Here is a 19,966-nt window from a genome sequence, read left to right as displayed (position 1 = left end):
ACCTATCGCATGGCCGTTGGCCTGGGGTTTCTCCCGCGAATGAAAGCCGAAAAGCGTAAAACCGACAACGAGGTGAGACGCCGGTGGCTTCGTCTGAAAGCGGTCACCCCATAGGGCCTTCGCGCTAGTTTCCCTCGCTCCTGCCCCCTGGTCCAAGCTTCCCCAATTCCCGGCATGATCATCGGTGCGGTTGCAGCCAGCCTGCGCGGCCGGGCTCGTGCGACCGAAGATGGATGTGGCGGTGGTCATCGAGGAGGGCGGACTCGATCACTTCCTCGACGTGGCTCGCGCCGAAGGGATGCGCCCGCGAATCTCCGACGTCCGTGACTATGCCAAGAGGAACGCCGTTCTCCGCTGAGTCACGAGCCGAGCAGGGTTGGCGTGGATGTCACGATCGGGCTGCTTCCCTTCGAACGGGAGGCCGTGGCCAGGGCTCAAGAGGCGATCATCCAGTGCATGCGGATTCCCGTCGCGACGCCGAAGACCTGATCATCATGAAGGTCGTCGCCCATCGTCCCCACGACCTTGAGGATATCCGAGCCATCGTCACAGCCAGCCCGCGCCTTGCGTCGCACGGGTAGGTGCGACGGTGCGGGAATGCACCAAGGCGACGGCCATGCCGGAACTCTGGACGGATGTTGAGCCGCTGCACCAGGGGCAACAAAGCCCCGCAAGCCAGTACGCCGAAAGAAGAAGAAAGAACGCTCTGCAGAAAAGGAGGGCGGGCTCCCCGGAAAGAACAAAACGCGCGGAGCCCGGCGGATGGGCTGATGCGGGGACGCAGCCCTTCGTAGCTACAGGTGGAACTAGGCCGGTCCGTATCACGCGCGGCAGGGGTGCCGGGGAGAGCGTTGACAGGTGGTTGAATGTGGGCAACAATCACGCCCGGTTTGCGCCCTGTGCGGACGTGCCATGCCGGCCGGTATACTCAATGGATGCGCCGACGCGAGCGGCCTTCGGCTCGCTCGCCTGTCGGCGCATCAGAGCGGTGTCTACCGCTGCATGCTGTGACCGCTCGCGCGGGCCCATCACGCGGCTGGCCCCGACACGCGCTCCGGCAAGCACGCTCGCCCGCGCGCCTGCCGCTCAGCCGACGCCCCGTTAGCCGGCGTTGCGACCCGAGTAGATTGATGACTCTCACCGAATCTCAGCGTCGCGCGGTTGAACATGACGGCCGCAACCTTCAGCTCATTGCCTGCGCAGGCTCGGGCAAGACCGAGGTCGTTGCCCGGCGGGTCGTGCATCTGCTCACCCCGGGGAGGCCCGACTCCCTGCTGCCCCGCAACATCATCGCCTTCACCTTCACCGACAAGGCGGCCGCCGAGCTGAAGGAGCGGATTGTCACACGAACCCGCCAGGCTCTGCGAGAGGTCCCTGGGATGGCCGAGATGTTCGTCGGGACCATCCACGCGTTCTGCCTGGAGCTCTTGAAGTCCGAGTCGCCGAAGCACCTGAAGTTCGAGGTCCTGAATGAGGTCCAGCAAGGGCTCTTCGTCGATCGGAACAGCAGTAAGAGCGGGCTCACCACCTCCACCGATCTCAACGGCGGTGCACTGAGGCGTTATCGCGACACAGTGCACTATGTCACCGCGCTGTCGATCCTGCGCGAAGCGGAGCGTGACGATGTACACCTCGACGGCTGCTCGCTGCTCGACGGGCTCACGGCCTACCAGAGCCTGCTCGATGAGAAGAGCTACCTCGATTACTCCGCGATCCTCGAAGAAGCCGTGGCTCTCCTGACGAACGACGATGGCGTCCGAAGGCGCCTCGCCGAGCGCGTGAAGTACGTGATCGTGGACGAGTACCAGGACGTCAACCCGGTGCAGGAGGCGATCGTCTGGTCGCTGCACGGGCTGGGTGCGCGGATCTGCGTCGTCGGGGACGACGACCAGACCATCTACCAGTGGCGCGGGAGCGACGTCGGCAACATCCTCACCTTTGACCAGCGCTACCCCGAGGTCGAGCAGATCCCACTCGAGGAGAACTTCCGCTCGAGCGAGGGTGTGGTGGAGACGGCGCGGGCCTTCATCGAGCAGAACGGCGCGCGACTCGCGAAGGCGATGAAGCCAACCGGCGCGCAGTCGTTCGAGAGCGGCGACATCGTCGCGCTGTCGTTCCCCGATCCCGATGCCGAGGCCCGCCACATCGCCGAGACGATTCAGGCGCTCCGCGGCGTCGCGTTCAAAGAGGACGAGGTCGGGCGCGGGCTGTCGTGGTCGGACATGGCAATCCTCCTGCGCAGTGTGAAGGCGAACGCCGAACCGATCACGCGGGCGCTACAGGCGGCCGAGGTGCCGTTCGTCGTCACCGGCATGACGAACCTGTTCGGCACCGCCGAGGCGGAAGCGGCCCGGCAGCTCTTCTACTTCATCGCCGATCGCCCCGACGTGGACGCGGCCGCCCTGAAGACCGCGTGGGAGGCTGCGCGTCTGGGTCTCGATCCAGTGGCGCTCGATCAGGCGATCGCGGGCGCCGCCGCGGCCAAGGCCGCGCTGACCGATCCCGAGCAGAGGCGCTGGGGGCAATACTCGATCCAGCGCGTCTTCCTCAACTTCCTGGACCAGGCCGGCGTGCGCGAGGAGCGGGTCCCGGGCGGCCGCGGCGAGGTGGTGTTCTACAACCTCGGCAAGTTCAGCCAGGTCATCTCGGACTTCGAGACGATCCACTACCACTCCAAACCGGTCGAGAAGTACGGCTCCTTCGCCGACTTCCTCCAGTACCGCGCCGAGGATGCCTACCCCGAGGGCTGGCAGGACAACCAGTACGCGAACCCCGACGCCGTGCGGATCATGACCATCCACCAGGCCAAGGGGATGCAGTGGCCGGTGGTATTCGTGCCCGCGCTGCTGAAGAACCGGTTCCCGGCGAAGAAGCCGGGGGGACGCAACGTCTGGCACCTCCTGCCCCGGGCTGGCATCCGCGGGCAGGCGCGCTTCGAGGGCACGGTCGAAGACGAGCGGCGGCTCTTCTACGTCGCCATGACGCGCAGTCAGAAGTTCCTGCACCTGACATGGGCGCCAATCCCCGGCAACCAGCTCTTCCAGAAGCGTTCCCAGTTCTGGGACGACGTCCTCGCCTCGAGGTACGTGAAGCGCCGCGCGCCCGACTACTCCACGCGCAAGCGCCTCCCCCCGCGCCCGCGGGCCGGCGTCGCGAACGTCGTCTTCTCGTTCTCGGACCTCAAGTACTTCTTCGAGTGCCCGTACCAGTTCAAGCTGCGCATCCTCTATGGCTTCAACGCGCCGATTCACGAGGCCCTCGGGTACGGTCGCTCGCTGCACAACGCGCTCGCTGAGGTTCACGCCCGTGCCACCAGAGGTGACCACGCGTCCGAAGGGGAAGCACGCGATCTCGTGGAGACTCACTTACATACACCCTACGCGTACCCGGCTCTCAAGGAGAAACTGGAAGCCGCCGCTGAGAAGGTCTTGCGTGACTACATCCGCGATAACAAGGACGAGTTTGACAACATTGAATTCTCAGAGAAGCAGATCGAGGTCAGCCTCGGCGACGGCGTCAGCATGGTCGGACGCATCGACCTGGTGCGCCGGATCGACACCGGCGAGACGACGATCGTCGATCTCAAGTCGACCGACCGCGCCCAGCCCGAGGACGTCACCGAGGCGCAGCTCCACGTCTACGCGCTGGGCTACCAGGACTTGACCGGCCGGCGGCCTGACTACGTCGAGATCTACGAGCTGGACGAGCGCAAGCGCAAGCCGCGCTCGGTGGACGACGACTTCATTGCCGACGTGAAGTCGAAGGTCCGCGACGCCGCCGAGGCGCTGCGCACCGCGACGCTGCCCACCGTGCCGGCCCCGAAGAAGTGCGGGGCCTGCGACTATCGCGGCATGTGCACGGCCGGGAGGGCCGCGACCTCGTGAGCGACGCCCTCGCCCCGATGATCGAGGCGCTCGGCCTCGAGGCCGCCGCCATCCGCAAGAAGGGCGGCGGTGCCCAGGTTGAGCTGCGCGGCGGGGAGCGCGTCGGCCAAGCGGAAGGGTCGTGGCTCTACCGCTTCGTTGTCGCCGAGGACCTGAACCTCCGCGACGACACGCCGGTCCGTGTCGCCGCCGGCCAGGCGGACGTCCCGGGCGTGATCGTCTCCTTCCGGGATGGCGTGCTCCTCGTTGCGCTCGAGCAAGACCTCGGGCTGAAGATCCCGGCCGCCCGGCTGATCGCCAACGACGCATTCCTGATCGAGCGGCTCAAGGAACGTCTGGAAAAGGTCCGCAGCGGCGAGGCGAAGCTCTGCCGGCCGGCAGCGGAGCGCGCGATCGGGCAGGCCCCACCGAAGACGGCCGACGCAGAGCCGGACCCCGGCGTGACGGGCGACGGCGCCCTGAACGCCGATCAGGTGAGCGCCCTGCGCCGCTCGCTCGGCAGCGACACCGTTTTCGTGTGGGGCCCTCCAGGCACCGGCAAGACGACGACACTCGCGCGCATCGTCGAGGCACACTACCGCGCCGGCCGCTCGGTGCTGCTTGTCTCCAACACGAACATCGCCGTCGACACCGCGCTCGAGCGCGTGGCCGAGCGCCTGAAGGGCGAGCCCGATTTCCACCAGGGGCTCGTGATCCGCCAGGGGCCGGTGGTCAAGGAGGAGTTGCGCCGGCGCTTCGGCCCGCAGGTGATCCTGGAGGAGATCGTGGCTCGGCTCGGTGAGGGGCTTCGGCGAGAGAAGGTCACGCTCTCCCGCGAGGCCGCGCCGCTCGAGCAGGAGGAACGCTCGCTCCTCGCGGCGCTGCGAGACATCGAGCGCCTCGCCGCCGCGCGCAAGACGCTCGGTGCCCGCGAGCAGGCGCGGACCCAGGCGCAGTCCGCCATCGAAGCGCGCGAGCGCGAATCTGCCCAGCACCGCGACCGCGCCGCGAAGCTCGCCGCCGACTTCGAGCGGGCGCGGACGATGGGCGCCATCCGCCGCTTCTTCTCCGGGCTCGATCCCGAGCGGCTCGATCAAGAGCGGGGGACCGCCGAGCGGCAGGCCCAGGCCTCCGCCCAAGCAGCACGCGTGCTCGCGGCGGATCTCCCGAAGCTTGACGCAGAGCTGTCGACACTCCGGCGCGAGGTGGAGAACCTGGCCGCAGAGACCCGGCGGCACCCTCCGGAAGCCGAGATCCAATCCCGCCTCACAAAGCTGCGCACTCGGCTCGGGCAGATCCGAGAGCGCATCACCGCCATTGACCAGGAGCTCGCGACGCTCGAACAGGAAGTGCTCGGCCGCTGCCGGATCCTCGCGACGACGGTGTACCGCACCTACCTCGGGAAGGCACCCGCGCGGCAGTTCGACGCGGTGGTGATCGACGAGGCCTCGATGCTGATGCCGCCGCTCGTCTACTACGCTGCGGGACTCGCGACCGCGGCCGTCACCATCGCGGGCGACTTTCGCCAGCTCCCGCCCATCGTGATGTCGGACGAGGACCTGGCCGCCGAGTGGCTCAAGTACGACGTATTCGAGAAGGCCGGCATCCCGGAACGCCTCGCGAGGCGCCAGCCGACGCCGCACCTCGTGGCGCTCGGCACGCAGTACCGGATGCGCGAGCCGATCTGCGCGGTGATCAACGAGCTCTTCTATTCCGACCACCCACTGCGCACCGACCCAGGCGTGAGCCGCAACACCAGCAGCTTTCCCCTCAGCACCTCACCGCTGCTCTACGTCGACACGGCTCCCTTCCACCCCTGGACCGCGCTGCGCGCCGGGACCTACTCGCGCTACAACCTCTTCCACGCCCTGCTCGTCCGGAACATCGTCCTGCACCTCGCCGAGAGGGGCTTCCTCCCACCCGAGGGCGAGCCAAACGACACCGTGGGCGCCGTCGCGCCTTACGCCTCGCAGGCGCGGCTGATTCAAGCCCTGCTCGACGATCGTCTCGGCGCGCGCGCCGCGGGCATCGGCGCCACGGTCCATCGCTTCCAGGGGAACGAGAAGCACGTGATGCTCCTCGACCTGACCGATTCGCTCGGAGCGAAGCTGGGGCGTTTCCTCCAGGCGACGCGACTCGAGGAGGACGGTGCGCGGCTTCTCAACGTGGCGGCGAGCCGCGCCCGGCACCACGTCGTGCTCCTCGGCAACTTCGAGTACCTGCGCGAGAAGGCGCCGCGCGACGGCTTCGTGCGCCGCCTCGTCGATCATTTCGAGGAGCACGGCGAGGCGCTCGAGCTCGAGACGCTGCTCCCGCTCGCCGAGCGCGACTGGATCGACGGCCTCCACCGCGTGCTGCCCGCGGGCTTCGACCTGCCGGAGAATGCGGCCGGCGCCTTCACGGAGGGGACCTTCTACCCCGCCTTCGCGCGCGACCTCGCCCGCGCCCGCGAGTCGATTCTGATCCTCTCGCCCTTCGCGACCGGCCCCGGCAGCGCCCGCTGGGCCGACGCCTTGCGCGCGGCAGTCGGGCGCGGCGTGCGCGTGCGCGTCGTCACGCGACCCGCCGAGGAGTTCGGGGGGGGCGGCACCGAGGAGGTGACGGAGCTTGTGCGGGGGCTGCGCCGGATCGGCGTCGCCGTGGACCTGCGCGCGCGGATGCACGAGAAGGCGGCCATCCTCGACGGCCGCATCCTCTGGCACGGCTCGCTCAACATCCTCTCGCACCGCGACACCTCGGAGAGCATGCTGCGGCTTGAGAGCCCGGCAGCATGCCAGCAGCTTGGCAGGTTTCTGACTCCGCCGGCTGGCCGGCGCGAGGAGGAGACGCCGGCCTTCGACGCAGCGGGGAACCCGCAGTGCCCCACGTGCGGCGGGCCGACGGTGTGGAACGACGGCCGGCAGGGCATCTGGTTCGAGTGCGAGGACGCGGCCTGCGGCGGCAGGGTGGACGCGCGCCGCGGATCGCGGCCTGGAGCGGGAAGAACGAGCGGCGGGCGCACCGGCGCGGGGGCGAAGGCAGGAAGTCCTTGCCCGGAGCCGGGCTGCGGCGGCACACTGCGCGAGCGCAACGGCCGCTTCGGCCCGTTCCTGGGCTGCTCGAACTATCCGGCCTGCCGGTACACGATGAACCTGGATTCGAATCGTAGAGCGAGGAGCCGCTGATGGCGCAGCGCAAGCAGAACACGACCGGCGGGAAGAAGACCGAAAAGAAGGTCACCCGCTACACCTACGACGACATCAAGGAGCCGCGCACGCCCGAGACCGGGCACACGCCGCTCTTGCCGGCCGAGGAGCAGGTGGTGACGCTCCCCATGGACAACGGCTGGAGCCAGGCCATCCACGTCGGCAAGCTCCCGGAGGGCGACGAGCGGCCGGTGGTGGTGGACATGGACCCGGCGGCGGACCCGGTGCTCTTCTGGGCCGGCAAGCGCAACCGGCGCGAGGTGCCGGTGCTGCCGCTGCAGCGCAACGAGATCGTCTCCGAGTCGCGCATCGCGCAGATCATCGAGCGGGCGCGCCGGGCGGCCGAGGAGCAGTCGGGCGCCGCGCGGCAGGGGCACCTCTTCGCCGACCTCGAGAAGACGCTGCGCGAGACCGACCGCAAGAAGCGCGTCGAGTTCTACACCCACGAGGAGGGCTGGAAGAACAAGCTCATCTGCGGCGACTCGCTGCACGTGATGGAGTCGCTGCTCCACTACGAGAACCTGCGCGGTAAGGTGCAGATGATCTACATCGACCCGCCGTACGGCATCAAATACGACTCGAACTTCCAGCAGCGGGTGGATTCGACGAAGAACGACGAGAAGGACGCGGCCGACGACGTGCTGACGATCAAGGCGTTCCGGGACACGTGGGCGCTGGGGATCCACTCGTACCTGTCGTACTTGCAGGAGCGGCTGTACCTGTGCCGGGAGCTGCTGGCGGAGACTGGCTCCGTCTTCGTGCAGATCAATGACGAAAATGTGCACAGCGTGCGGGCGCTGATGGATGAGGCGTTCGGCCGCGGCAACTATGTGGCGCTCATAACCTTCCAGAAGACCGGGAGCCAGGCGGCGACTCTTCTTGGAAACACGGTTGACTACCTCATCTGGTACGCGAAGAGCCGGGAGAGCGTCCGCTACCAGCAGCTCTACCTCAAGCGTCAGGCCGGTGAGCTGTCGCTTGACCGCTACGACCACATCGAGTTGCCGGATGGATCGTCCCGCCGCCTGACGGCAGCAGAAGTCCGGGGCGAGTCTGAGTTGCCGAACGGCCGTCGATTCCGAACAACGTCACTGCTGTCGGACGGTGAGACGAGCACGCCTCAAGAGTTTGAATTTCAGGGACGTGTGTACAAGCCCGGCAGCGGCAACCACTGGAAGACGCCACCGGCCGGTCTGGCCCGACTTGCCGCGAAAGGCCGCATCCTCGTTGAGGGATCGGTTATCACGTACAAGCGGTACGCGGACGATTTCGAGTACGTTCCGATCAACGATCGTTGGGAGAGCATGCAGATCGGGCGTTCCCGCGACTATGTTGTACAAACAGCGGAGTCGGTGGTCGAACGCTGCATCGCCATGACCACCGACCCCGGTGACCTCGTCTTCGACCCCACCTGCGGCTCGGGCACGACGGCCTTCTGCGCCGAACGGCTCGGCCGCCGCTGGATCACCTGCGACACTTCGCGCGTGGCGGTCAACGTCGCCCGCCAGCGGCTGCTCTCGGCCACCTTCGAGCACTACAAGACCCGCAACGGCAAGGTCTCGGGCAACTTCCTCTACAAGACGGTCAACCGCGTCACGCTCAAGAGCCTCGCCTACGACCTCGAGCCCGAGAAGGTCGAGCTGGTGGACCAGCCCGAGGTGGACAAGGACGCGATCCGCGTCTGCGGCCCCTTCGAGGTCATGTCCCTCGGCCGCTACTCGGTCGAGGACTGGAAGGGCTACGTCGTCCGTGAGGCGCCGGCGGCCTACGGCGAGGCGGCGAAGCTCGAGAACTACATCGAGGTGATCTGCCGCCTCTACCGCAAGGATGCGGCGATCCAGGGCGCGAGCGGGCTCGTGCATGCGGTGGCGGAAACGGAGAAGGAGAAGATCGCGATCTCCGTCGGGCCTCTCTCGGGACGCGTCACCGCCAAGCAGATCAACGACGCCGTCCAGGACGCGCTCGCCTCGGGCATCCTCGAGGTGCACGTGCTCGGCTGGGCCTTCGAGGCGAACGTGGGCGAGGTGAAGTCCGCCCTCGAGAAGCGCGGCAAGGTCAAGGTGGAACTCATCATGATCCGCCCGGACACCCTCGCCGAGGGACTCAAGGCGACGCAGCCCGAGATGCTCTTCTCGCCGCTCGCGCTGCCGGACATCGACGTCGAGACCGTGAAGAACGACAAGGAGAAGCAGGTGCGCGTCACGCTCAAGGGTGTGGCGCTGTTCGACCGCAAGCGTCGCACCACCGAGTACAAGCAGGCCGACTCGGGCTACGTCTCGGCCTGGTACCTCGACGAGGACTACGACGGCGACTGCTTCGTGGACTGCCAGATGTTCTTCGACTTCAAGAAGACGCCGAACATCAAGGCTGCGCTCAGGGCCGAGGTGGACCCCGACGAGTACAGACTCAAGCTCACCTCGGAGCCCTTCCCAGTCCGCAACTACAAACGTATCGCGGTCAAGGTCGTGGACGTGTACGGCAACGAGTCGGTGGTTGTGCGGGACTTGGGGGAGACATGAGAGTCTCCCGCGATTTCCAGGGTCTAGCGATCCGGAGCAGAGTCTGAGATGGCGGCGCAGGACAACATTCTTTTCGCCGAGCCCGAGTTGCGAGCACTCCTCGAGCGGGAGGAGGGACAGTTCCTCGAGTTCAAGTCACTCTGGGACCAGTCCGAGGACTCGCGGCGTCCGCTCGCCCGCCGGCGGGCGCGGGATCTCGTGGCGGAATGCGTCGCCGCCTTCGCCAACGCCGACGGCGGCACGCTCCTGCTCGGGGTCGAGGACGACGGCACTCCGACGGGGCATGGTTACCCGGAAGAGGCGGTCGCCGAACTGTTGGCCGTGCCGGAGCGAAGGCTGCGGCCCGCCGTCAGCTGCCGCTCGCAGCGCACCTATCTCGATGGCAGCGAGATCCTCGTCCTGCAGGTGCCCATCGCGCCCGAGGCCGTGATGGTGGAGGCCAACGGCTTCCCCTGCCGCGTGGGCGACCGTGTGATGCGCGAGCCTCAGGAAGTCATCAACACGCGCAAGGAAGCCTACCGGCGCGTCGGGTACGAGCGGCGGGTCCGCCCCGATGCCACCCTGGAGGATCTGGACCTGGATCTGGCAGCCCGCTTCCTCAGCGCCACGGTCTTTCGTGGCCGCAGCCCCGAGGAACTCCTCGTCCGGTTCGGCCTGGTCCTCCCCCGGCCGGGGGCACCTGCGGTCACGAACGCCGCGCTCCTCCTCTTCGGCAGGATGCCGCTCGCCCGTTGGCATCCCCGCGCGGGCGTGCGCTTCTTTCGGGTGGCGGGCACGGAACGGCGGCACGGCGCCGAGCGCAACGTCACGCAGCTCGGGAGGATCGACTCGCCCATCAGCGCGGCGATTTCCGAGGCGCACCGTCTGGCGAGGGACCAAATCCGCCGCTCGGAGAAACTGCACGATCTCTTCTTCCGGGAGATGCCTGAGTACCCGGAGTTCGCATGGCAGGAGGCGATCGTGAACGCAGTCGCCCACCGGGACTACGAGGACCAGGGACGCGAGATCGAGGTGTGGTTCTACGAGGACCGGATGGAGGTGAAGAGCCCGGGCGATCTCATCCCGCCCGTGACGCTCGACTCCCTGCGCAGCCGGCAGTCCGTGCACGCGAGCCGCAACCCGCTCATCGTTCGTGTGCTGGTGGAGGCGGGTCTCATGCGAGAGGAGGGCGAGGGCATCCCGCGCATGTTCGAGGAGATGGAGCGGTCGCTGCTGCACGTCCCGGAGTTCCGCGTGGAAGCTTCCGAGGTCGTGACCGTCCTGCGAAACGAGCCGATCTTCTCGGGCCCAGGCGCCGAATGGCAGAGGATCGTCCAGGAGTTGAACCTGTCGGTCGCCCAGCGGCGGATTCTGCTCGCCCATCCCCAGGGCTTCACGAACGCGGACTATCAGAAGCTCAATGGCGTCGATCGCGACCAGGCGTATCGGGAAATTCGCGAGATGGTGGATCTCGGCGTCGTGTTGCCAGCGGAAGCGCCAGGCCGAGGCGCCCTGTACCACGTCTCGCCCGACCTTTCCGAGGCGCGCGCGTTTCTGCAAGGGAGGGTTCCCAAGATCCGGCAGTTCCTCCGCGCACATTCCTCCTTGAAGAACGCTGACTACAGGGACCTGTTCGCAGTCACGCGCGCGCAGGCAGTGCGGGAGCTTCGGCGTCTCGTCGAACTCGGCTATCTGCGTCTCGAGGGTGTCCGGCGCGGCGCTCGGTACCTTGCTGGTCCCGTGCTCGGCGCGGACGGCGAGATATGAATCCGGATATGAACGGCGCTAAGTTCCTGTCCTGGAAGGGGAACCGGGGAAATGAACCGGAATTGACGCACGCGCAACCCCGGCTCCGGGAGATCGCGTTGCGCGTGCCCGACTTGCGCCGCGGCAGCCATCCCTTTGCCCGGGATCTCGGTGGAGCTCGCGGCAAGACGCTCGCGGAAGTGTTCCAGGACGTCAAGCCGCAACCTTGCCGTGCAAAGGGCGCACAAAGGGCTCGAACGGCTCATGCGGGACGGAAAACGGCTCGGGCAAGAGGGGCCGCGAAGCGGCCCAAGGCGTCGAGGTAGCCCATGGCCTACGTCGTCGACCGCGTCGTCATCTGCGACGCCTACCAGGAGCCGAACCGGCACTACCAGTTCCTGCCCGGTGGCCGCTCGAAGCGCGTGGAGGGGCGCCGGCCGTCGATGCGCTTCCTCGCGTCCGCCAAGGACGTGAAGGGCGGCATCGGCGGGATCGTCGGCAAGGAGGCAGGGCTCTTCGACGACCTCTCGGCCTCGTCCGCCGAGCTGAACGGGTTCGTCAACCAGCTCCGGGACGAGGTGCGCGCGTGGCGCGACGCGGGCTATCCGGGTACCGCAGTCGTGACCCGGCGGTTGCTCGAATGGTGGTTCGAACGCGACGAGGAGCGCCGCGCGACGGGCAAGCGCTTTTTCTTCTGCCAGCAGGAAGCGGTCGAGACGGTCATCTACCTCTACGAGGTGCAGAACCGGCGCAAGATGCCGGAGACCGGCGATCTCGTGCGCTACGCGCTCAAGCTCGCCACCGGCACCGGCAAGACGGTGGTGATGGCGCTCTTCGTCACCTGGGCGACGCTGCACAAGCGCAAGGTGAGCGGCTCTTCGCTCTCGGCGAACTTCCTGGTGCTGGTGCCGAACCTGACGGTCCGCGACCGGGTGAGCGGCCAGCCGCGCGGCGACGGCCTCGATCCGGCTGGCGAGCACAACCTCTACGACGCCTTCGACATGGTGCCACCCGAGTACCGGGAGGAGTTCCACCCGAACGTGCTCGTGCGCAACTGGCAGGGCATCCCGCTCGAGAACAAGCGCGAGGACTGGATCGGCGGAGGCGATCTCGGGCTCGAGGAGGGGCGTTTTATCCCGCAGGCGGTGCTGCGCGCGATGCAGCGCCGCGCCCGGCAGGACCCGAACGCGCCGATCCGCCGGCTCCTCGGCGGCTGGCGCGACCTCGTCGTGATCAACGACGAGGCGCACCACGTCTACGGCGAGAAGCGCGGCAAGAAGGGCGAGGAGCCCGAGTACATCAAGTGGAGCAAGATCCTCGAGCGCATTGGCAAGGCGGCGCGGGTGAGCCTGGTGATCGATCTCTCGGCCACGCCGTGGTACGGCTCGGGCTCGCCCAAGCCGGAGGGCACGCTCTTCGAGTGGCTGGTCTCGGACTTTTCGGTTTACGACGCCTTTGAGTCGGGACTGGTGAAGGTGGTCCGTCTGCCCGACCCGGACGAGCACGGGAGGGTTTACCTCGACCTGTGGGACCTGGTGAAGGGCGCGAAGACCAAGGAGGAGTACCTTCGCTCCTGCAAGGGCGCGATCGCGAGCATCTACTCGTCGTGGAAGAAGGACTACGACGAGTGGTCAAGTTCGTTCGAGTTTGTGCGCGGGCCGGCGCCGGTGCTGCTGTGCGTGACGAGCGACGCGACGCGCGCCGGTTGGGTGTTCGAGCACCTGACGCGCGAGTACGAGCTGCTGCGCAACCCGGACGATGACGACCGCTCGCGCTGGGTGACGATCCAGATCGACTCGAAGGTCTTCGACGCCGACAGGGGCAACGAGGCCGTGCTGCGTGAGATGGTGAACACCGTCGGCGCGAAGGGCAAGCCCGGCGAGCACGTGCGCGCCATCGTCAGCGTGAACATGCTTTCCGAGGGCTGGGACGTGAAGAGCGTGACGCACATCCTGGGCCTACGCGCCTTCGGTTCGCCGCTGCTGACCGAGCAGATCATCGGCCGTGGCCTGCGCCGCACCAGCTACGACGTGCTGAACCAGCCGCTCGAGGAGCGCCCCGAGGGCAGCGACGAGACCGTGGACGCCTTCGGCATCCCGTTCGTCGGCTTCCCGGTGGAGAAGCGCAAACGTCCGAAGACCGGCGAATGGGGGCAGAAGCCGGTCTGGATCGAGCCGGACGCGAAGAAGGAAAAGTACCGTATCCGGGTCCCGAACGTGCGCTCGTGGGCGGTCGGGGTGACGGAGTCGCTGGCGGACCTGATCCGGGTCGAGGACCTCCCGCAAATCAGGCTCGATCCAAAGCAGACGCCGCCCAACGTGCACGTACGACCCGTGGTCGGCGGCGCGCCCGAGGCGGTGATGACGCTCGAGGAGGTGCGCAAGGAGTGGCCGGTGCTGCGCACGGCGTTCCTGATGGCGGAGGAACTGCACCAGGAGACCAATCCCGGATCGGCCGCCGAACTGGGCATCGGCCCGACCTTCGACGAGTTGCTCGACGTCTCAAGGCGCTACCTCGACTCGCGCGTGGTGCCGCTGGAAGTCGACGGTCTCAAGAGCGATGCGCGCGATGTGGCTATCTACTTCTGGCGACGGCAGGCACTCGATGTGCTCGAGACGGCCATTCGTGGCACAGGCGCGGCTGGCGTCGAGGCGGTGCCGATCCTTGGCTCACCGGAGTGGCTCGATTCGGCGACTCTGCGGCGCTTTCAGTGGACAGGCATCGTCGCCGATGGCAAGCGTTGCCACACGAACAAGGTGCCCTGCCACACCGACCTCGAGAAGCGCTTTGCCGACTTCCTCGACAGCGCGCAGGACGTGGTCCGCTACTTCAAGAACGAGCGCCTCGGCTTCTCGGTGACCTACTACGAGAGCAACCGCCCGCGGCAGTACTACCCGGACTTCATCGTCGCGGCGCGCGACGCAGACGGGCATGAGGTGATATGGCTGGCCGAGACCAAGGGCGAAGTGCGACCCAACACCGCGCTCAAAAGCGAAGCGGCGCGCCTGTGGTGCGAGAAGATGAGCGGCAGCAAGTACGGACAATGGCGCTACCTGTTCGTCCAGCAGCGCAAACTGGACGCGGCACTGGCGGCGGGTGTCCGGTCGATCTCGGAGCTATCCGAGGCCCTGATTCGCGCGCGCCCCGAGCCGCAGCTTCGGTTGATCTCTCTCGAGGACGAGCGCGTGAAGCGCGAGGCGTTCAAGACCTTGCTTCCTCTCTACACGCTGAAGGCCGCCGCCGGCTACTTCGGAAGCGGCGAGGCTGTGGAGCCCGAAGGCTGGGTAGAGGCCGACAACGTCGGGCGGCTCGACGAGCGAATGTTCGTCTGTCGGGCTGTGGGCCGCTCCATGGAGCCGACCATCCGAGATGGGGACTACCTCGTCTTCCGCGCCAATCCTGCGGGCACGCGGCAGGGGAAGATCGTGCTCGCGCAGTATCGAGGACCCGCGGACCCCGACACGGGCGGCGCATTCACCGTGAAGCGCTACTCATCCGAGAAGGAGGGCGACGACGAAGGCGGCTGGCGGCACACCAAGGTGACGCTGTTCCCCACGAACGCGGAGTACTCTCCGATCGTCCTCGGTAGGCGCGACGCGGAATCCGTGCAGGTCGTCGCCGAATTTGTGACAGTGCTGCGGGCCATGTGATCCGCTTCCGGTAGGCAGCGTCCCGCCATCGCGCTCCGCGGATGGAAAATGTACGGGAGTCTTTTCAGACCTCTGAAACCGGCTGCTCAGCCTGAGCGGTGATCCGACGGCTCGAAGGTGGGCAGCGGATCCTGGCGGAAACGGGGGAAAGCGACAAGTGGCCTGTCGGGTGCCGCTGAGGTACAATCGGCGGCAGCGAGGAGGGAGATTTCGTGGGCGCCAAACAAACCGTGAGGGAGTTGCTGGATCGTCTGCCTGACGTAGATGATGTCCTCGATCATCTGTATGTCGTTCAGAAAATTGAGACGGGCCGTGCGGAGATCGCCGCGGGAACAGGCGTCACGCATGAGCAGGTTTCCGCAGCTCTCCGGCGGAATGGCAACTCGGCGCCGACGCATAATTTAGGCTACGGTCCGACGCGGCGGCTGCCCTTGACCTGGCCCCGGATCTCGCCGCCCGGGAACAGGTTCGAGTGCACGTTCGCATAGGTCGCGCCGGCTCGGATGGCGGCGATCAACTCCGCGAATTCCCCGGCGGCGATGCCTTGGGCGGCGGGGCCGATGACGTTGGCGGCGGTCACGGTGCCGGTCACCGTGCCGTCCTGGGGGCAGGTCGGCGCCAGGCCGGTGGGGTCGGGGAAGGCGGCGGTCTGGCAGAGGAACACGATGATGCCGCCGTTGACCCCCGGCTGGGCGAGATGGATGTGGGCGAAGCGCACCGGCGCCTGGAGCCCGGCGTAGCTCAGCTCGTAGCTCAGGGACATCTCATCGGGTCCGATCTTCCCCTTCAGATCGCCGGTCGCGGGCGTCGAGACGGACGGCACCTCGTCGTAGCCGGACAGCGATGCGTGGATGCGTTCGTCGGCCAGGGCCGCCGTGCCGCCGCCGAGCACGAACAGACACAGCGCCAGGCCGGACACTCCGATCGTCGGCTTCATGGTCTCCCCTCCTGGTGTCCCCGCAGGCTTGCTGCGGGATGGTGGATCGAACCGCGGGCTGGGGTGCCATTCTAGGGCCGATGGGGGCTCCGGCAAGCCGCCAACTTAGCCCCCCGGATTCGCATGCCTCCAGGTCGGTCCTTCACTTGTGACTGCCACCCTCAGCCTCTGTTCTGACGCAGGTGATGTTGGAGATGCCGGCCGTTCCGCCAGGGCCGGCCGTGACCTTGTCATTCACCGGCTGACACGAGCCGGCCAGCCTGTGGCCTCGCCACGACTCCTCACCGCTTTCACATCGGCCTGCTCATCCGCTCTGGCTGGTCATCCAGCGCGCACCAGCAGCGCGCACCAGGATTGTGCTACGTATCGAATCATCTTCACCCTGGGGGGTAGGCTCTTTTTCCGGCTTGTTCCGCCAGGCGATTCGGTCAATAAAGCGGGCCGTCCTGCGTGAACCGAAGCGGCGCTCCGTGCATCGGGTGCCTCAGTTGAACCAAGGAGGGCGCTATGCGATGGCTCTTGACCCTCATGCTCGGCAGCGTGGCTGTCCTGGCTGGGCTCGTGTGGCTAAACCTGCCAGCCGGGCGGCGGGGGGCACCTTCACCCAGCCGGTGGTCGTGACGGGGGAAGACACGGCGGAGCCGGGCATTGACGTCGGCCCCGGCGGCGTCCGGTTCTCCTTCGCGCGGGAGCGGCGCGGGCGGTGGATGGGGACTTGGAGGCGCGCTCGTTGGCCTTGCTGGAGCGGTCGGCCAGTGAGCTCCGGACGCGGGTTCAAGCGCAACATGAGCCCGGCGGACTGGCGCTCAGCATCCTCCAGTTCTACCGGGGCCTGTTCTTTCCCGAGTTCTTTGCCATCCTGCGCGAGGAAATCGGTACGCTGCCGCCCGATCGGTCGGGCGGCGTGGTTCTGCCGCCCGTCCTGAATTTCGCCGAGACCCGGACGGTCGGGGCTCTGGAGCAGCTCCGGCAGGTGATCGAGGCGGCGCGCGGCCAGCACAAGCGGTCTGCGTTCGACCAGGCGGTGGTGGACGTCGGACTGCTGGTGACTGTCGAGGTGATCGAGGTGGATCTGCCGGCCGTCCGAGAGGCGACGGCCGCGAACCTGGCGGGGACCGGCGACTGGAAGTGGGACCTGCTGGTGCTGGTCATCGCGATCATCGAAATCCTGCTGGACGAGTTCGGGAAGAACATCCCGGACAGTCTGAAGAATTTGTTCAAGCAGGTGATCGGCATCGCCAAGAAGGTCCACGACAAGGTGCACAAGGAGAAGTAGAGCAAGCCCGCCCCTGCCAGGAGCAAACGGGGACCTGTGCAGTCCATGCGCCAGGGAGCGGACCCCACCGTGACTCCAACCAAGAAGGGGGAGACGGACGATGCGACACCTGGAGCCTATCACTCGCCTGTTGGTATTGGGAGGTCTCGTGGGCCTGGTCCTCAGCCTCGCCTTGACGCCGCAGCCTGCGGCGGCCGGCGGGGAGCTACGGTTCCTGGCGAGTGCTGCGACCAGCGCGGCAGCAAGCGCGCCGGCCGCGCTCTCGCCGATCTGCTCGAGCACCTTCTTCTGCGTGCAACCGAGCGTCACGACGAGCACGATCGGCGCGGGTGCAAAGAAGGTCTCGATCTTCGTTGCGTGCTTCGACCTGGCCACGGGCTCGGTGATCCCGAACTGTACGATCAGCTTCACGCTGAAACCGGAACCGAATACGGGCGGCCACGCGCACGATGATCCTTCTCGGCCGACGGGGACGGTGAGCCCCAATCCTGGGAACTCAGGAGCCAGCGGGGTGCTGGAGGCGGTCTACACCGCGCCCGAGATCTCCGGGGTGGTGGCCATTACTGCGCAGGGTGTGACGCCGGATGGCGAGGTCCTGCCGTCGGCCACCGCCACCATCGGGGTCGAGCTCAGCGGACTGGTCGCGGTGGCGGTATCCGGCGCCGGATTTCAGGTGCTCCCCTCGGCGTTGCATGACCTCAACAACCTGTATGCCACGCCGACCGTGAAGGCCAAGCTCGAGGCGCTGCCGGTCAAATTCGCCGGCACGCTCGCCAAACAGGGGATTCCCGCGGATCAAGTCCCCACGCTGTCCTACACCAGCATCAGCCTGGTGGCCGGCGGGCTCTTCGACATCAACGGCACCTGGATGCCACCCCATGTCTCCCATCGCTTTGGCCTAGATGCGGATCTCCGGATCAAGAATGTCCCACAACGGTTCAGGGACGAGCTGCGCGAGGTCATTCTCAAATCCGGCTTCTTCTTTCCCGTAAAGGACGAATCGCCGGACGATCCGACTGCGACGCACTGGCACGTGCGGAGCAAATGAGGCAGCGTGGAAAAGGAGGGCCCGACGATGCGAATCTGTCAACTTCAGACGCGTGGCTGGCTGCTGACGCTCGTGATCGCGTCCTGTCTGGCCGTGGATGAGGGCAAGGCGCTCACCACCTGTCCCGATCCTCCCAACAGGGTGTCGGTGACGGTCATGGCCACCGTCACCTTCGATCCGGCGACTCAGTTGCACCTGTATCAGTATGAAGTGGCGAGCGATGCGGCCAGCGCGCAGCCCATCGACCGCACGGCCCTCGACTTCGAGCCGCCGATTCAGGACATCATGAGCCCGCGTGGGTGGACGGCCGGGCCCTTCGATGATCGGAACACCCTCGGCTGGCATGCGTTCGAGAACGTCGAGCCGGCCCCAGGCGACCCCGATACTGGAGACGTACTGCCCCCGCTCTTCCCGATCACGCCCGGCACGGCGATGACCGGTTTTGCCTTCAAGAGCCCGAACCCCCCAGGAACCGTAAAGTTTTACGCCACCGGATTCACCCCGCTCCCCTCGGCGCCGGGTGAGATGGAAGTCGAGCAGCAACTGGAAGCCTGTCCGTCGATTGCCGGCAGCTTCTTCGACCTGGCGGTCTCCGGCACCACCCAAGGCCCCGTCAAGGCCCCCAGCGTCGTGGCCATCGCCATCGACATCAAGCCGGGGAGTGCGCCGAACAGCATCAATCCGGCCAGCAAGGGCGTCCTGCCGGTGGCGATTCTCACGACATCATCCTTCGACGCGGCCAGCGTCGATCTCGGCACAGTCCGCTTTGGACCGGGGCAGGCACAAGAGGCGCATGGGACCGAGCACAGCGAGGATGTGGACGGCGACGGGGACACGGACCTGGTCCTTCACTTCGCCACCCAGGACACCGGCATCCATTGCGGGGACACGGAGGCCACCTTGACAGGCAGGACGATCAGCGGTCAACCTATCCAAGGGACTGACGCGATTGCAACCGTGAGCTGCAAGTAGGCCTGTGCCGAGGGGGGCCTTCGTGTCCGGTGGGAGCGTGGCTTCCCAGGCGAAGGTTGTGATCGTGCTGGGGGGCCTGGCGTTGGTGCTGTCGGTTGCGCCGGGACCCGGCGTCCTTGGGGGGCAGCGTGAACGCTCACCCGAACCAACGGACCCCCTCCCGCCCGCGCTCGTGCGAGACCTGCGCGAGCAGTTCCCCCATCTGGCGATTCCGAAGTCGGACGAGCTCTATCGCCCGCCAGGCGAAGAGCCGACTCCGGGGGCCAGCCCTCCCTTTCCCTTCGCATGCAGGGGCGACTTCAACGGGGACGCGCTACAGGATGTCGCCCTGTTGCTGAGAGACCGGGCGAAGGAGAAACTGGCCCTGATGGCCTTTCATCAGGATCGCACGGGCGGCTACAGTCCCGTCGTCGTTGCAATGCTCCCTCTGCCGCTCGGGGAAAAGCTGTACTCCTCGATCTCCTGCCGGAAGCCCGGCACAGTGGGCGAGATCGAGGGCTCGACCCATCGGGTGAGAAACGACAGCATCATCTTGTACAACGTCGAAGGGGCTACGGAGCTGTACTTCTTCGAGAAGACCCGATACCGGCGCCTCATCACCGGCGATTAGGGCCGCGATGACCGCGTGACGACCCATCACGTATCGGTTCGTGCCCACCTCCTCGTGCTAGTGTCTTTCTCCGGCTTGTGGGATTTCCCCTGCTTTCGTAGAACGGGCTCACCTGATCGGGATCGCATCCACCGTCCCCGGTGATCCGACCCGGCCTCGCCGCGTCGGAGGAAAGGAGCCC

At 66.9% G+C, this 19,966-nt stretch carries 11 protein-coding genes; 9 read left to right on the top strand and 2 right to left on the bottom strand.

The window, feature by feature from the left end:
* Positions 1-1,130: 1,130 nt before the first annotated feature.
* From AC1U7O_RS04255 to AC1U7O_RS04235, 5 genes are all read left to right on the top strand, one after another.
* The gene (locus AC1U7O_RS04255; protein WP_479893333.1) at positions 1,131-3,884 is read left to right on the top strand and encodes an ATP-dependent helicase; all 2,754 of its coding nucleotides are present in this window, start codon (positions 1,131-1,133) and stop codon (positions 3,882-3,884) included.
* Complete coding sequence (locus AC1U7O_RS04250) at positions 3,881-7,027, top strand: AAA domain-containing protein (RefSeq protein ID WP_479893332.1); 3,147 nt, start codon at positions 3,881-3,883, stop codon at positions 7,025-7,027. The genes AC1U7O_RS04255 and AC1U7O_RS04250 overlap by 4 nt, the downstream gene beginning before the upstream one ends.
* A complete protein-coding gene (locus tag AC1U7O_RS04245; protein ID WP_479893331.1) occupies positions 7,027-9,567 on the top strand; it encodes a site-specific DNA-methyltransferase in 2,541 nt (846 codons plus the stop codon). The genes AC1U7O_RS04250 and AC1U7O_RS04245 overlap by 1 nt, the downstream gene beginning before the upstream one ends.
* A 48-nt stretch (positions 9,568-9,615) precedes the next feature.
* On the top strand, positions 9,616-11,313 hold the full coding sequence (locus AC1U7O_RS04240) for an ATP-binding protein (RefSeq protein WP_479893330.1): 1,698 nt from the start codon (positions 9,616-9,618) through the stop codon (positions 11,311-11,313).
* Positions 11,314-11,621: 308 nt separating this feature from the next.
* Positions 11,622-14,942, top strand: a complete 3,321-nt coding sequence (locus AC1U7O_RS04235; RefSeq protein ID WP_479893329.1) for a DEAD/DEAH box helicase family protein — start codon at positions 11,622-11,624, stop codon at positions 14,940-14,942.
* Positions 14,943-15,028: 86 nt separating this feature from the next.
* Here the strand turns inward: AC1U7O_RS04235 and AC1U7O_RS04230 are convergent, their stop codons facing one another.
* Complete coding sequence (locus AC1U7O_RS04230) at positions 15,029-15,223, bottom strand: hypothetical protein (RefSeq protein WP_479893328.1); 195 nt, start codon at positions 15,221-15,223, stop codon at positions 15,029-15,031.
* 125 nt (positions 15,224-15,348) lie between these two features.
* Positions 15,349-15,879, bottom strand: coding sequence for a CHRD domain-containing protein (locus AC1U7O_RS04225; RefSeq protein WP_479893327.1), 531 nt, complete (start codon positions 15,877-15,879; stop codon positions 15,349-15,351).
* A gap of 703 nt (positions 15,880-16,582) precedes the next feature.
* Between AC1U7O_RS04225 and AC1U7O_RS04220 the strand changes: the two genes are divergently transcribed.
* From AC1U7O_RS04220 to AC1U7O_RS04205, 4 genes are all read left to right on the top strand, one after another.
* On the top strand, positions 16,583-17,155 hold the full coding sequence (locus tag AC1U7O_RS04220; RefSeq protein WP_479893326.1) for a hypothetical protein: 573 nt from the start codon (positions 16,583-16,585) through the stop codon (positions 17,153-17,155).
* Between the two features lie 148 nt (positions 17,156-17,303).
* The gene (locus tag AC1U7O_RS04215) at positions 17,304-18,203 is read left to right on the top strand and encodes a hypothetical protein (protein ID WP_479893325.1); all 900 of its coding nucleotides are present in this window, start codon (positions 17,304-17,306) and stop codon (positions 18,201-18,203) included.
* A gap of 6 nt (positions 18,204-18,209) precedes the next feature.
* Positions 18,210-19,175: a hypothetical protein gene (locus AC1U7O_RS04210; protein WP_479893324.1), complete on the top strand. Its 966-nt coding sequence runs from the start codon at positions 18,210-18,212 to the stop codon at positions 19,173-19,175.
* 58 nt (positions 19,176-19,233) lie between these two features.
* Entirely contained in the window at positions 19,234-19,785 is a 552-nt protein-coding gene (locus tag AC1U7O_RS04205) for a hypothetical protein (RefSeq protein WP_479893323.1), read from the top strand.
* The last annotated feature ends 181 nt before the right edge of the window (positions 19,786-19,966 follow it).

The organism is Candidatus Nitrospira neuquenensis (genome assembly GCF_979578155.1).
The sequence above is the reverse complement of the archived record's forward strand: the minus strand, read 5'-3'. Positions and strand labels throughout refer to the sequence as shown.